Raw genomic sequence first — 14,727 nt, 5'->3', positions numbered from 1 at the left:
CGTATTTTAGATTTAAAATTAATCATATTATAAATTTATTTTAAGTCTGAAAAGAACGGTTATAAATTCACAAAATCCTTTCTTCAGGTCGAAAAGTTTCATCTTAATAAATGCAATTTTGATGTCGTCCCTTTAGGGTTTTCTGCAAATGACTGATACGGTAGACACAGGGCTTAACCTTATGCTAATGATGTCACTCCTTCAGGGCTTTTTGAGAATTACTGATAAGAAAAACACAGGGCTTTACCCTGTGCCGTTGATTTCGCTCCTGCGGAGCTTATGATATGTAATGGACTTCTATAAAGAATCCTGATACGCTTTCCAGCCTTCGTTCTTATACGTTAGAGCTGCTTCTTCAGGGTTTTCGGACTTATAAATTCCCCTTCCTACAATGATGAAATCTGTGTGAAGCGTTTTAAATACGTGCTCCGGAGTATTGTACTGCTGTCCTTTTCCGTCACCAGAATCCGCTAAATTAACTCCAGGCGTGAAAAGCAACATCTCGTCCGGCAACTGATTCTGAGAAACTCCACCAATCACGTTGGGATGCGAAGCCGCCACTTTCAAAGCTTCTTCACGGTATGTACTTGTGGTCAAAGTTCCTTTTGAAGACATTCCAACGATCGCAACAACGCCAACATTTTTGAAGCAATCCAAAGATTCATAACCGCCGATGACTTGAGAAGTGACAAAGTCCGCCCAGTCTGTAATTTTGAAAATGCCACTTGTAAACTGAAGTTCCTGCGTGTTTCCGATGTCAGCAAATTTGCGGTCTTCCATCAAAAGAAAACGGTGTTTTTGCGCCAAAGCTTTTAATGGAACGATGGTTTTTTCGTAATCGAAATCTGAAATAATGTCGATGTGTGTTTTTAAAGCGATCACGTGTGGTCCCACTTTTTCAGCCAAAGCCAAAAGTTCGTCAGTAGTTGTCACATCAGCTGATGCGATAAGATTTGATTCTTTTGCCAAAGCTGTTTCCAGCAATTTTTTGGAAACAGAATGCTGTGCGTTTTCAAATTTTTCCTGATAAGAAAGTCTCTTTTTCTCATCAAACTGAATGTGATTTCCTTTCAAAAAGTCCTGAATTCTTTTCACTTCTTCATCAGAGAGTTCGCCTTCTTCCTGAAGAATAGTACAGACTTCCGAGATATTGAAAAGGGTATGAACTTTAAATCCTTTACTTTCCAAAAGCTGTTTTCCGCCCTGTTCACGGTCTAAAACCACAACAATATCAGCCACTTTCAGATCTTCGTTTTCTACTTCGGCAATAGTTTCGATTAAAGATTTTCCGGATGTGATTACGTCTTCCACCAAAAGACAGTTTTGTCCTTTTTGGTAAATTCCTTCGATCAGTTTTTTGGTTCCGTAATTTTTCGCCTCTTTTCTTTTAATAATTAATGGAATATAACTTTCAAGAGACATCGCTGTTGCCATTGGAAGTGCAGCATAAGGAACACCACAAATCAAATCAAAATTATCCAGCGGAAGCATTTCCAAAAGATAATTGGCGAGGTTTTTAAGGATTTTCGGGTCTGATGCCAATGGTCTTAAATCTACATAAAACGGACTTTCGATACCGCTTTTCAAAGTAAATCTTCCAAATTTGATGATTCCCAGCTTGTAGCATTCTAAAAAGAATTCTTTCTTACTTTCCATTAATTTTTTATTAGATTCTGCAAATTTAAGGATTTTGATGTGAATAATAACTTGGCATCACAACAAAGGTTTTTTTAATCTTCAAAATCAATTTATTAATGAATCATTTACCCATTCTCAGAAATGATATTTCCTCTTTTTGAGTTTTTATTATCTCTTTCAGCGTGATGATGTGTTCTTTTAATTCTATAATTAATAATTCTGAAATACTATCTCTTTGGGAAAGGTTCACATTTGTCTCTACATTGTCATCCAGAATGTTCTTAATTTCTGTGTCGAAAAAGTCTGCTATTTTCTGCCATTCTTCTTGGGTGAATTTTGAAAGGTTTCATTCTTTCCTGTAGTACTGAGGTTGTGAGATGTTGAGTAATGATGCCATCGCATCCTGAGAAACATTTCTGCTTTCTCTGAGTTTTCGTAATTTAATATTCATATTTTTTGTGTGGTAGCAAATGTATAAAAATTATTCATTTATTATTCATTAGTGAATGATTTTTTTTCCTGTGTGTGATATATTTTTGTAATCAACAAAAGCATAGTGCTTTTAAAACAATCATTAATAAAAAATTTATGAAAAAAATTCTATTTTGCAGCAGTATTATTTGCCGGAACAACCTTGGGGTTTGCAAAAGACAATGTGAAAAAAACTGAGGTTGAGGTTACAAAGATCGAAGTTGTAAAAGAAGGTCAACAAACTAAGTGACAGATGAAAATGTTGATCTACAGAAAAAATTGAGATTTTGTTTTGATAATTGGATCTGGACAACTACAGAACGAGATTATGATATGGCAGGCAATGTAATAGGCGAGTATGAAGTTACCCATATGGCTACATTTACTTATTTATGCGGAGAGAATGACCCTCGAAATACAACCATTTGCGTCTGATCCTTTTTATTATGATATTGCCGATAAAGTAAGTAAAAGCAATTTTACCAATTCATTATTATGGTATAAGCCTTTTGAAAATTCAGAACTTATTATGGCATTTAATCATCAAAGGAACAATTTTTCAGGAAATCTCAATATACTATCCAACGAAAAATTATTTTTTACAGATAGTGAGATTCTTTTGCAGGATTATATTATTACTTCAGATAAATATACATTTAACTTTTATTATAAAAACAGAAATAAAATTGTTAATTATGATTTTCAGTCGGGTTTCTCATACAAAAATGACGAGTCTGAACTGAAGGAGTTGATATCTCAGGAGAGAGAAGATCTTTTTTTGAAAATGTATCATTATACCAACAGTTTCAGTTTGCATAAACAAATTGGCAAATTCAATCTGTCTGGCGCATTGAGTTCACATTTTTTGTCAGTAAATACAGCAGAAAAACATTTTTTTGAAAAAAATATTAAAATCCGGTTTACTCCCAAAACTGTTGTTAGCATGGAATATGGTCTGGAGTATTCCAACAGATATAATCTCCCAAGTTTATATCTTCTTCAGGAGAATCCTGTTTATGCCAAAGATTTATCTTTTTCGAGAAACAATAACCTCAATTTTGATACCCTCAACAATACAGAAAGTTATAAGGTTAATTGGAATAGATTTAATATTGAAAAAGGAAATCTAATGTTTGTAATTTTTACTTATGAAAAAAGCAAAAATTATTTTACTACAAATGTTACCAATTATGGTTTGTTTTCAGAGTTGGGGAACATCGTAGGAAATTTTAGAGAGAGAAGTCTTTTTCTGCTTTCAAATGATAGAAGAATTCTCAAAAACTTAACTTTGAAATCAAAGTTTACCTGGTTGAATAACAAGTCGGATAATTTCATTAATAGTCAACCAAATGTTTCAACTATACAAAACATAGAAATTTCACAAAGACTATCTTCAAACTTTAAAAAATCATGGTTACAATTTGATGCGGGTTATACAATTACCAAATCTAAATTTCGACAGAGCTTATACAGCACTTCATCCGATCAGGAAAATATTAAACTTTCTTTAGGATTTCGAGCTATTATCAGAAAAGAATGGCAGGCTAATGTTCTTGGCGATTATTTTATCCAAAAAACAGATTTTGCAAAACTAGAAAATATTTTAATCGGAGGACAAGTATCGTATAGAAAAGAGAAATCTAATTTTGAGTATAATCTCTATTTCAATAACATTTTAAACTTAAATTCTTTTCAGTACATCAACAGTTTCTCCAGTCAGTTAGGTATTGATGAACAATCTGTATCTGCCCTAAGAGGATATGTTCTTGCCGGACTTAGATTTAATTTTTAATAACAAAATAAATCCATCACATGTTTGTGATGGATTTGCTAGTTATTTTACGATCTCAGCGTCGATAATTTTAGTTTCGCCCAATCTCCTTTCGGTTTCCCAGAGAAGAAATTTATCTACTTCCCGAATGAGTTTAGGAATTGCGAGCGACAAAATCGCCAAATCATCCATTACGCCCACCACTGGAAAGATAAAATCAGGAATTAAATCTATCGGAGAAATCACGTAAAGTAAACCCAGCATGGGTAAAATTATATCAATTGATCTCATGGGATACATTCCCTTTTTCCAGAATTTTACCATTCGGAAGATGTCCGGAATCTTTTTGATAAAGCCTTTGTGGCGAATTGCTTCTTTAGCAAGATGAAGTTTTGAATATTTCATATTGTGTTTGTTTTCTTTTTAAACCTATTTATAATTCGCAAATTCTGTACCAGCAAATAATAAAATATGTTAAGATAAATTTGGTGTCTAAAATACACATTATTAGAGACTAAAAAAGTTTTTTAATGAAAAATTCATCAGAATCATTTTATGATGTTGTCTATAAACTGATGTATGCTCTCTGCATCCCAGTCTGTGGCGGCATCTTCTTTAATAATGATTCTTCCGGTTTTATCCAGAAGGAAAGTAGTGGGAAACACCTTTGGCAGTAACTTTTCAGAAATCGGACTTTGGGCAATGTAAACAGGAACGGTATAGTTGTTTTCTTTCAGAAATTTTCTCACAGCATCTTCCTGATCATTCATTGCAATCAAAACAAAATCCACATGACCTTTTCTGCCATCATACAGTTTCTGGATTGAAGGCCATTCTTTACGGCACGGCGGGCACCATGTTCCCCAAAAATTCAGAAACATCGGTTTGTCTTTGAAATTTTTCAGATTGGTACTTGCTACGTTTATTCCTTTCAGTTCAATATCATAATCTTCCGGAGCAATATGTACAGCCTTTTCTATCGCAGCCACCGGAAAAAATGCTTCTTTCAGTTTCAGCTGAAGACCGGGAATAAAAAATATACAACCTAAAACCGCTAAAATAATAAGGTAACCAAGATTTTTTTTCATGCTGAAAATTTCAATAATTTAAAGTAATTCAAGGATTTCTGCAACGGCATCTTTGCCTCTGTTTTTGGCGTAATAAAGTTGCAGATCATTGTAAAAAGTCTCCCTTGGATATGCTTCAGGATCAGCTTTAAATTTAAGTAAAAGCTCATGTCCGAATTTTGGACGCGGTCCCCAGGAATTTTTCACACTAAAGTCTTCATTTAAAATTAAAACTTTAGGAATCGATTCTGTGCCATTGGTCAGAAACTGATTGATAAGGCTTTTATCGATGTCTCTCAGGAATATTTTTACCTCATTTTTTCCTTCAAAAAACTTCACCAAAGCTGGGACAGTTGCGCTTGCGTCGCCACACCAGGTTTCCGAAATAATTAAAATTTTTCCTTCGAAATTTTTTGACTGAAGGATTTGAAGCTGTACTTCATCGGGTGAGTATTTCTTCAATGTTCTTTCCATTCTTTGAAGTCCCAGTTCGTAGTATTGTTTATATTCTTTTTCCTGTTCTGTGGCAGGGTTTTCCAGTCTATCTATTGCAGTCTGCACATATTCTTCAAAAGAAATGGCTTTGTCCCAGTAATCTTTCATTACTAAATATATTTAAAAATTATTGATGTTTCTTGTTTTATGAATGAGGTAAAGATCGGCAAGTACGAAGGCTGCAAGGGCTTCCACCACAGGAACTGCTCTTGGAAGAACGCAGGCATCATGTCTCCCTTTTCCTTCTACGGTTACTTTTTCACCATTTTTATTTACGCTTTCCTGAGGCTGTAAAATTGTGGCAACAGGTTTAAAAGCAACTCTGAAATAAATATCCATTCCGTTGGAAATTCCTCCTTGAATTCCACCTGAAAGATTGGATTTAGTTGAAAAATCTTCGTTAAAAAGATCGTTGTGCTCTTTACCCGTCATTTTCGCACCACAAAAACCGCTTCCATATTCAAAACCTTTGCAGGCATTGATGTTGAGCATTGCTTTTGCCAGTTCAGCCTGTAATTTTGAGAAAACGGGCTCACCAATTCCGACGGGAACATTTTTGATAACGCAGGTGATGGTTCCGCCAATCGTGTTGCCTTCTTTTTTGATCTCTTTAATTCTGGCGATCATTTTTTCGGCAGTACCAGCATCCGGACAACGGACCTCATTGCTTTCGGTTTTAGAAAAATCCAATGCCTGATACGGTTTTTCGCAGAAAATTTCTCCTACAGAAGAAACGTAGGCATTGATTTCAAATTCCGGTAAAAACTGTTTTGCCAAAGCTCCTGCTACCACCCAGTTGATGGTTTCGCGGGCTGAAGATTTTCCACCACCACGGTAATCTCTGATCCCAAATTTTTGGTCGTACGTGAAATCTGCATGGCTTGGGCGGTAAGAATCTGCGATATGATCGTAATCTTTCGACTTCTGATTTTCGTTTTCGATGATGAATCCAATAGGAGTTCCTGTAGATTTTCCCTTAAAAATTCCTGATAAAAATTTTACAGTATCGCTTTCTTTTCGCTGTGTTACAATTGCAGACTGGCCAGGTTTTCTGCGGTCAAGTTCTTCCTGAATTTTTTCAAAATTAATCTCTATACCTGCCGGAAAATTATTGATAATTCCACCGTATGCTGCGCCATGACTTTCCCCGAAGGATGTGAGGCTGAGAAGATTTCCTAAGCTGTTAAACATAGTACAAATTTACCGAAATAAATTCGGATAAGAAAAAAGTGTATCAGGGTTGTTGATAGTTGTTTTTAATCACTTTTATAGCATTATCCAATTCAGTCTTTCGCTTACTGTCCAGCTTTTTCCAGACAAATCCACTTTTAATCCGGTCAGGATTTTTTAACTGCGGAAATATCCCAAGACGTTGATAATCAAACATAAAACCTTCAGAGATTGCCGGTGTAGGTGTTTCGTAATTAAAAGGATATTTTTTTGAAACATGAAATTTCAAATTACCTACTTTAAAGCTGTTGAATTCTGTGGGAAAGTACTCTTTAGGCTGGTACAGCTGCGATATTTCAAATTTTCCCATCGTGCCTCCAGGCCTGAAACTTGGGATGAGATATTTTAAAATCTCAGGGTTTATAAAGAAACTCACGGCAGCAAAACTTCCGGCAGAAAAAATTGTGACATATATTTTTTTCAGATTATAAGTGTAGAAAACAGCAATGAAAATAACGGGAAATATTTCTAAAAAAAATCTGTACTGTGCTGAAAAAGAAAGGATAAGAACCGTTTTTAGAAACAGTGAACCCAATAAAATATAATGCGTTTTCTGTTTTACTGCAAAGGTAAAAATGATGTAAAAAAATAAGAACAGAATCAAACCTGTATTGAAAAATGATTTAATTCCCGAAATGAAAAGCCAGTTTACTACTTTTTCTTTTGTAGTGAAACTTTTAATCTGTTCTAAAGAATACTGTGCATCGTAGGTTTTCAAAACGGCGTACTGAGAGCTTTCATTCATCAGTTCCGGATTGGGTTTCCACGGCAAATTAAGATCAAATAAGGTAAGCGGAAAAACTGGATAGCCGAAAACCCAAAAATTTTTGAAAACGAAAATGCTTAATACAATTAAGCCTGGAATAAGAACTTTAAAGGATATTTCTTTTCTCAGAATCATATTTAAAACAACAAAGACAGGAAGCCAGATCATAGTCGGTTTTATGCTGAAAATAAAAATACTGAATGCCAGCAAACCGGAATCAATCTTTGTTTTAATAAAAACTTCGTGAACGATTATGAGCGAAAAGATGTAAACGGGTAAATCCGGGCTTGGCGATTGAAGGAAAAAGAAAAGTGCAGGAAAAAACGCCAGATGAATCCAGCTTTTATTCTCGAAAATGTATACGAGATAAGCTATGGCAATAAGTACATTAATCCTTAAAAAGGGATCTGCCAGATGAGAAAATCCTGCCTGAAAAAGGTGCCACACAGACATTTGCCCTAAGGTAAGATCCAGATTTGAAATCCCCCTGATTAATCCAAATTCAGAAATCCATTTGATAGTGGGAACATAATACCCGAAATGATCCAGTATAAATGGGTAAAAGCTGGCGCAGATAATGCAGACCATCGCTGTTGAAAGAAATCCAAATCCGGAATTTTTTAAAAAACTGTAAAGATTGAGATAAAACTTTTCTCTGAAGAAAAATAGTATTCCGATACCTAAAATTATTCCTTCGGCATAAACCGTTATTCCGGAGAAGAAAGCAATAATGGTTAGGAAAACACTTACTGAAAATGTTCCACAAAAAATTTTCCCGGAAATCCCGTGAAAGATTTTGAAACGGAAAACCTGTTCAGCTAAAAAACCCCAACCAATAAGTGCAGGGAGGAGTATAATAAGCATCAAAATAGTGATAATCATAACAAAAGATTGCATAAAAATAAGCAATCTTTTGTTAAATGATATATAAAAGTGTTTGGTAGGCTAATTATCTTGGCTGTACACGTCCATCTTTTCTGTCTCCCGATCTACCGATAGTATAACCTGTAGCACCACCTACTACACCTCCGATCACGGCACCAAGACCTCTGTTTTTCTTACTGATAATTGCACCTGCCGCAGCACCACCAACGGTACCGATAATCGTTCCTTTAGCCGCCTTACTCATCCCTTTTTTCTGCGTGGTTCCCTGTGAAGAAGTACCCGAGCCGTTGCTGGCTACTGCTCCTGAAGAAGAACCTGATGATGGGCTGTTTCTGTAAATGGTACGCGTTTCTCTAATAACCTGTGGTTTTGCTGCTGCCGCTGCAACCGCTGCCGCTTTTTCAACGTCTGCGATGCTGTCGCTACGCTTTTGTGCATCATAGGCCATACGTTCTTTTTCTATGGCAAGTTTTTGCTTCTCTATCTCTAATTGGCGAGCCTGGAACTCAAGTTTTTGCTGTTCGAGAGTCTGCTCGGCAATTTTATCGTCTTTTTTACAGGCTGTGAACAAAAATACTGACAACAAACCTGAAATTATAATCTTTTTCATAACTCAAAATTTAATTATTATAAATTCAAATGTTTTACAATGACGTAGTTTCAATTATGAAGCCAAAATAAAGTTAAAAAATGTTAAATAAGATTTTAAAATGCTGAATGTACTGTTAATAAAGGATTTTGCGGCCTGATTATTTTTGGGTGAGTTTTGAATAGTAGTTTCAAATCTCAATAGTTTTTCCCACAACACGACCATCAATTTCATCAATTACAAAAAGTAACTAATGAATTTTATTAGATTTAAATTTGCTGATTCAAATTAATAGATATGAAAAATTTTGATATATCTGTGCTTGATCTGGCTCCCGTGAAACAGGGGAAAACAATCAACAACACATTTCACGACAGTTTATCGCTGGCAAACCATGCTGAGAATTTAGATTATAAAAGATTCTGGCTGGCCGAGCATCACAATATGGAAAGCATCGCCAGTTCGGCAACTTCAGTTTTAATAGGTTTTATTGCCAATGGGACAAAAAAAATAAGAGTAGGATCAGGCGGAATCATGCTTCCTAATCACAGCTCACTGGTTATAGCCGAGCAATTTGGTACATTAGAATCCCTTTTTCCGGGGAGAATTGATCTTGGATTGGGTAGAGCTCCGGGAACGGATGGACTGACGGCTCAGGCGCTGGGCAGAAATCCCGCAGCCATCAACGAACAGTTTCCGAGACAGATTTTAGAATTGCAGAGATATTTCTCCAGCGAAAATTCAAATGCTTTGGTCCGGGCAATTCCCGGAGAAGGTTTAGATATTCCGATGTATATTCTCGGTTCGAGTACAGACAGCGCGTGGTTGGCCGCAGAATTGGGTCTCCCGTACGCCTTCGCAGGACATTTTGCTCCCGAACAGATGGATATGGCTTTTAAAATTTACAGAGAACATTTTGAACCTTCGAAATATTTGGATAAACCTTATATTCTGGCTTGTGTAAATGGGGTTGCCGCTGAAACTTCTGAGGAAGCGCATTTCCTTTCCACTACATTATTTCAGGCATTTATCAATATTATCAGAAATGACAGAAAACCTTTCCCGGCGCCGGTGGAAGATATGGATGCAATCTGGTCTGCTATGGAAAAATCGATGGTTTTGCAAAAATTAAAATTCAGTTTCATTGGAAATCTGGATGAGATTGCGGAACAGGTTAAAAATTTCCAGGAAAAATATCAGGTGGATGAACTGATGATTAATTCTCATATTTATGACCATCAGAAAAGACTAGAATCTTACGAGATCATAAGTAAAGCGAAAGATTCTTTGGTTGGATAACACATGAGTCACCAGGAGTTTGTCTCAGCTTTGAAAATATTTTAGAGCACTTTAGAAAAAAAAACAAAGATTTTTGGGTGGGAGTGTTTAAAGTCGGTTTGTTGGATTACAAAATTAAAATAATTCCTCCTTTAAAAAAAAAGGGACCAGCCTGTTTCATTTGTCATTACTGAAATTCTTCGATTTTCCAATCTTATGTGCTCTAAAATGTTTTCAATATTTACGACTAAAACTGATGTGGCTCATTTGTTCAAGCCTTACTGTAAATTAAAGAAATTATAAAGCGCAGTTAATAATTGTTGATGCTTATTTTATTGAGTATCTTTGCGAAAATTCAAAGTAAAAATGTCAGATATTAAACTAAATACTATTCCAGAGGCGATTGAAGACCTTAAAAATGGTAAAATAATCATAGTCGTAGATGATGAAGACAGAGAGAATGAAGGCGATTTTCTATGTGCCGCAGAACTTGCAACACCCGAGCTGATCAACTTTATGGCGGTGCACGGCAGAGGTTTGATCTGTATGCCGCTACCGGAAAAAAGATGTGACGAGCTTGGCCTTGAGGTGATGGTGAGCCGAAGCAGCGATCCTAAAGAAACGGCTTTCACAGTTTCTGTGGACCTTTTGGGAGACGGAACTTCTACGGGAATTTCTGCATCAGACAGAGCGAAAACAATTTTAGCTCTTATGGATGAGAAATCTAAACCGACAGATTTCATGCGTCCTGGTCACATTTTCCCACTCCGTGCGAGAAAAGGTGGCGTTTTAAAGAGAGCCGGTCACACAGAGGCTGCGATCGATTTGACCTGTTTGGCAGGTTTAAAAGAGGGTGGGGTCATTTGCGAAATTATGAATGAAGACGGTTCTATGTCCCGTTTGCCGGATTTACAGATTTTTGCTCAGAAACACGAGATGAAAATTGTTTCCATTGAAGATTTGATTCATTATCAGCTTAAGAAAGGAAATTTAATTGAAAGAATTGAAGAAAGAGATGTGAAAACAGCTTATGGAGATTTCCATTTCTGCGCTTTCAGAGAAACATCTAACGACCAAATTCACTTTGCTTTAACAAAAGGAACTTGGACGGTTGATGAGCCTGTTTTGGTGAGGGTGCAGTCTTCAGATTCTTATTTTGATGTTTTGACAAGACTGAATAACGGTGAAAAACCTCAGTTGGAAAAAGTAACTTCGATGATTAATGAAGCCGGAAAAGGAGCGATTATTTTCATTAATAATGTTTCGAATTCTGAAAATACATTGAGAAAACTTCAGCAGTTCTTAAATTATCAGGATGGTCAGCAAAAACATCCTACTGCTGCATTCAATTACAGAGATTACGGTATCGGAACTCAGATTTTAAAGAACTTAGGAATCAATAAATTCAGAGTAATCACTCAAAATCCTGACGTAAAGCCACAAGTGGGAGGTTATGACGTTGAGGTGACGGAGATGGTTCAGCTTTAATAATATACTAAACCTTCAAGGTTTCAAAAACCTTGAAGGTTTTAATTTTCAGGACAATTTTATTTCGTCGAAATTCCTAAATCCGTTGAGGAAATCTTTGATATTCATTCTTTTTTTGCCTTCTAACTGAAGTTCTGACGGATAATAAATTCCGTCTTTTGTAAAGATTTTAAATTCATTTTTAGAAATTTTTAAACTTCCTACAGGTTTTTCTCCATTGGAAATTTCAAATTTTCCTGCATAAATTTTCAGTCCTTTTTCATCTTCTCCAATTTTCAAAGTGGTAAAAGCAGCTGGATAAGGAGACATTCCCAAAATAAACTGATGAACTTCTTTTGAAGATTTCGTCCAGTCGATTTTAGTATCATCTTTATAGATTTTGTATGCGTTTTTTGGATGTCCAACTTCTGGTTGAGGCTTTTCTGTTATTGAGTTTTCTGCTAATCCGTTCAGGGTTTTTACGACTAATTTTGAGCCCATTTCCATCAATCTGTCATGCAATTGTCCTGCATTTTCATCTTCCAATACAGGGATTTCTTCCTGCATTAAAATATTTCCCTCATCAATTTTTTCATTAATGAAAAATGTGGTTGCGCCCGTTTTTTCTTCACCATTAATCACTGCGTAATTAATTGGAGCGGCACCTCTGTAATCTGGGAGCAGGGAAGCATGTAGGTTGAAAGTTCCCATTTTAGGCATTTCAAAAAGAACTTTAGGCATCATTCTGAAAGCTACGACTACAAAAATATCGGCATCTAGTTTTTTTAAATCTTCTAAAAATTCAGGATTTCTTAATTTTTCGGGCTGAAAAACGGGTATATTATTTTCAACTGCATAAACTTTTACAGGAGACTGATTGATTTTCTGACCGCGGCCAATTGCTTTATCGGCAACAGTTACTACGCCCACCACTTTGTGATGCGATTGATGAATAGCTTCCAGACAAGTCTTAGCAAACTCGGGAGTTCCTAAAAAAACAACTTTCAATGATTTCATGATGCAAAGATAAAACTCTTAGATTATAAGTTGAAAATAAGAATTATGAATTATCCTATTACACATTACTTATTACCCATTTCTCATTACTCATGTCAAAGCGTATGTTCTGAAATTCAGCATTTTTACTTTCCCGGAATCCAGTAAAAATATCAGATTTTCCAAAATATTTTCTTTGCTCTGAAACTGTAACTGAATTGAAATTTCTTCGATTGTAGCAGCCTTTTTATTTAAAATCTTCACAATTTCGTCAGAAACATTTTTACCGAAAACCGATTGTTTGTTTTTTTCACAGACTGTGCACTGTCCGCAGTTTTTAGGATTTTTCTCACCGAAATAGGAGAGTATGAGTTTCATTTTACAATAAGAATCGTCTTCAATGAAAAATTTCATTTCTTCCCATTTCAGGATTTTATTTTTTTGGATATGCTCGAAGAGTTTCCAGTATACGCTTGTCATTACGCGCTCATCTCTTGGTTTGAGAAACTTAATACTTGCTAAAGATCCGTCAATATATTCAACATAGTTTTTTTGCTGAAGTTCTTTTATTCTTTCTTTTATTAAATGAACACTCACGCCAATTTTGTCGCTCACTTTCATTTCACTGAACATCACTTTGTGAGAGGTAATTCCTGAAATTGATCTTAAAAGAAGTTCTATAAAATAGGCATCTTTGGCTGGAAGCTGGTCTAATTCATCAGGCTTTATTAAAAGCTGCAGCGTTGACAGACTTTTATTGGGATTGTAATACACGATTTCCTGATTGTGCAGAAACTGCAGGACGTTTTTAATTTTAGCAGCAGAAGATTTTGTGAAATTCTGAATTCCGTTGATATTAATCTGAAACTGATTTTCCGGTATTTCAAATTCTGCAACCTGAAATTTTGAGTAGATAAAACTCGTAATTTTAAGAAATTCTGTTTTATTTGGAATCTGATTTTTCAGTATATCATCAAAATTTGAAAGTTCCTGTTTATTCCAAAGCATAAAAGCATAACTTTTTCTGCCGTCACGTCCGGCACGCCCGATTTCCTGATAATAATTTTCAATCGATTGTGAAGGGGAGAAGTGAATAACAAAACGCACGTTGTCTTTGTCTATTCCCATCCCAAAGGCATTGGTTGAAATCAGTACATTTTCGTTACTGTTGTTCCAGAAGTTCTGTCGGTCATTTTTTTCTTTAGGTGACAGTCCTGCGTGGAAATAATCAACATTGGTGATGTTTTTTCTGTGAAGAAATTCCGTGAGAAGCTCTGCATCCTTTCTGGTTCGTACATAGATTATTCCTGATTCTTTAGCATATTTTAGAATGTTGAAAACTTTTTGATATTTATCTGAAATTTCTTCAGTGAAAATCTTAATATTTTCTCTTTTAAAACTCTTCTGAAATATTTGAGGATTTTTAAGTTCCAGTTTAATTTTTATCTCATCTAAAACTTTTGAAGTTGCCGTAGCAGTTAAAGCGAGACACGGTATTTCAGGATTATTTTTTCTGAATTCTTTAATATTCTGATAACTCGGTCTGAAATCCTGACCCCATTCTGAAATACAGTGAGCCTCATCCACCGCAATGAAAGAAAGCTGAATCTCTTCTATCTGCTGTACAAAATTTTTGTTTGTAAGGCGTTCGGGAGAAACATATAATAATTTAGTTAAACCGTCTTTACAACGGTTATAAATTACCTCTGCATCAAATTCGTCTAATTCAGAGCTCAGATATTCTGCTTCAATTCCTCTGAATTTTAACTGATTAACCTGATCTTTCATCAATGCCAACAATGGAGAAATCACAAGACAGGTGCCTTCCTGCAACAGAGACGGAAGCTGATAACACAAAGATTTTCCCGCGCCGGTGGGAAGCAAAACTAAGGTGTCTTTCCGGTTCATTACAGAATCTATAATCTGCTCTTGCCCTTCTCTAAAATGATCGTGACCCCAGAAATGTTTTAGGGTTTTACTTTTCAGTTCTGTAAAATCTTGTGGAGACATCATAAAGTAAATGTAAGAAAAGTATTGAAACAAAAAAAGTCACGCATTGCGTGACTTTTAATTT

13 protein-coding genes are annotated in these 14,727 nt (G+C 35.6%); 3 read left to right on the top strand and 10 right to left on the bottom strand.

Translation table 11 applies throughout. The annotated features are described in order from the left end of the window. Nucleotides 1-297: 297 nt before the first annotated feature. Both pyrF and ASG31_RS18645 read right to left on the bottom strand, forming a co-directional pair. Complete coding sequence (pyrF, locus tag ASG31_RS14715) at nucleotides 298-1,656, bottom strand: orotidine-5'-phosphate decarboxylase (protein ID WP_056034316.1); 1,359 nt, start codon at nucleotides 1,654-1,656, stop codon at nucleotides 298-300. 328 nt (nucleotides 1,657-1,984) lie between these two features. Further along, nucleotides 1,985-2,089, bottom strand: coding sequence for a helix-turn-helix domain-containing protein (locus tag ASG31_RS18645; protein ID WP_117585858.1), 105 nt, complete (start codon nucleotides 2,087-2,089; stop codon nucleotides 1,985-1,987). A gap of 378 nt (nucleotides 2,090-2,467) precedes the next feature. Here ASG31_RS18645 and ASG31_RS14710 point away from each other — a divergent pair, with 378 nt between their 5' ends. Next, the gene (locus ASG31_RS14710; protein WP_131725562.1) at nucleotides 2,468-3,901 is read left to right on the top strand and encodes a hypothetical protein; all 1,434 of its coding nucleotides are present in this window, start codon (nucleotides 2,468-2,470) and stop codon (nucleotides 3,899-3,901) included. A gap of 42 nt (nucleotides 3,902-3,943) precedes the next feature. Here ASG31_RS14710 and ASG31_RS14705 read toward each other — a convergent pair whose 3' ends face one another. The 6 genes from ASG31_RS14705 to ASG31_RS14680 all read right to left on the bottom strand — a co-directional run bounded on the left by ASG31_RS14705 (nucleotide 3,944) and on the right by ASG31_RS14680 (nucleotide 8,933). Further along, nucleotides 3,944-4,285, bottom strand: coding sequence for a YkvA family protein (locus tag ASG31_RS14705; RefSeq protein WP_056034310.1), 342 nt, complete (start codon nucleotides 4,283-4,285; stop codon nucleotides 3,944-3,946). Between the two features lie 143 nt (nucleotides 4,286-4,428). Next, nucleotides 4,429-4,968 (bottom strand): TlpA family protein disulfide reductase, encoded by a 540-nt coding sequence (locus tag ASG31_RS14700; RefSeq protein WP_056034306.1) that lies wholly within the window; start codon nucleotides 4,966-4,968, stop codon nucleotides 4,429-4,431. A gap of 18 nt (nucleotides 4,969-4,986) precedes the next feature. Then, entirely contained in the window at nucleotides 4,987-5,550 is a 564-nt protein-coding gene (locus tag ASG31_RS14695; protein ID WP_056034303.1) for a thioredoxin family protein, read from the bottom strand. 12 nt (nucleotides 5,551-5,562) lie between these two features. Further along, nucleotides 5,563-6,633, bottom strand: coding sequence for a chorismate synthase (aroC, locus tag ASG31_RS14690; RefSeq protein ID WP_056034298.1), 1,071 nt, complete (start codon nucleotides 6,631-6,633; stop codon nucleotides 5,563-5,565). 43 nt (nucleotides 6,634-6,676) lie between these two features. After that, complete coding sequence (locus ASG31_RS14685) at nucleotides 6,677-8,320, bottom strand: LIC_10190 family membrane protein (RefSeq protein WP_131725561.1); 1,644 nt, start codon at nucleotides 8,318-8,320, stop codon at nucleotides 6,677-6,679. Nucleotides 8,321-8,387: 67 nt separating this feature from the next. Continuing rightward, on the bottom strand, nucleotides 8,388-8,933 hold the full coding sequence (locus tag ASG31_RS14680; protein WP_056034291.1) for a YMGG-like glycine zipper-containing protein: 546 nt from the start codon (nucleotides 8,931-8,933) through the stop codon (nucleotides 8,388-8,390). Nucleotides 8,934-9,209: 276 nt separating this feature from the next. On the opposite strand from ASG31_RS14680, the gene ASG31_RS14675 reads away from it, so the two are divergent. Together ASG31_RS14675 and ribB are read left to right on the top strand one after the other, a co-directional pair. Continuing rightward, nucleotides 9,210-10,211: an LLM class flavin-dependent oxidoreductase gene (locus ASG31_RS14675; protein WP_056034288.1), complete on the top strand. Its 1,002-nt coding sequence runs from the start codon at nucleotides 9,210-9,212 to the stop codon at nucleotides 10,209-10,211. Nucleotides 10,212-10,556: 345 nt separating this feature from the next. After that, complete coding sequence (gene ribB, locus ASG31_RS14670) at nucleotides 10,557-11,678, top strand: 3,4-dihydroxy-2-butanone-4-phosphate synthase (RefSeq protein WP_056034286.1); 1,122 nt, start codon at nucleotides 10,557-10,559, stop codon at nucleotides 11,676-11,678. A 48-nt stretch (nucleotides 11,679-11,726) separates the two neighbouring features. Here the strand turns inward: ribB and fmt are convergent, their stop codons facing one another. Both fmt and ASG31_RS14660 read right to left on the bottom strand, forming a co-directional pair. Then, a complete protein-coding gene (gene fmt / locus ASG31_RS14665; RefSeq protein WP_056034283.1) occupies nucleotides 11,727-12,674 on the bottom strand; it encodes a methionyl-tRNA formyltransferase in 948 nt (315 codons plus the stop codon). Nucleotides 12,675-12,764: 90 nt separating this feature from the next. Beyond that, nucleotides 12,765-14,666, bottom strand: a complete 1,902-nt coding sequence (locus ASG31_RS14660; protein WP_056034280.1) for an ATP-dependent DNA helicase RecQ — start codon at nucleotides 14,664-14,666, stop codon at nucleotides 12,765-12,767. Between the last annotated feature and the right edge of the window lie 61 nt (nucleotides 14,667-14,727).

Origin of the sequence: Chryseobacterium sp. Leaf404 (assembly GCF_001424145.1) — a bacterium.
GTDB lineage: Bacteria > Bacteroidota > Bacteroidia > Flavobacteriales > Weeksellaceae > Chryseobacterium.
This window is presented reverse-complemented; position numbering and strand designations above follow the sequence as displayed.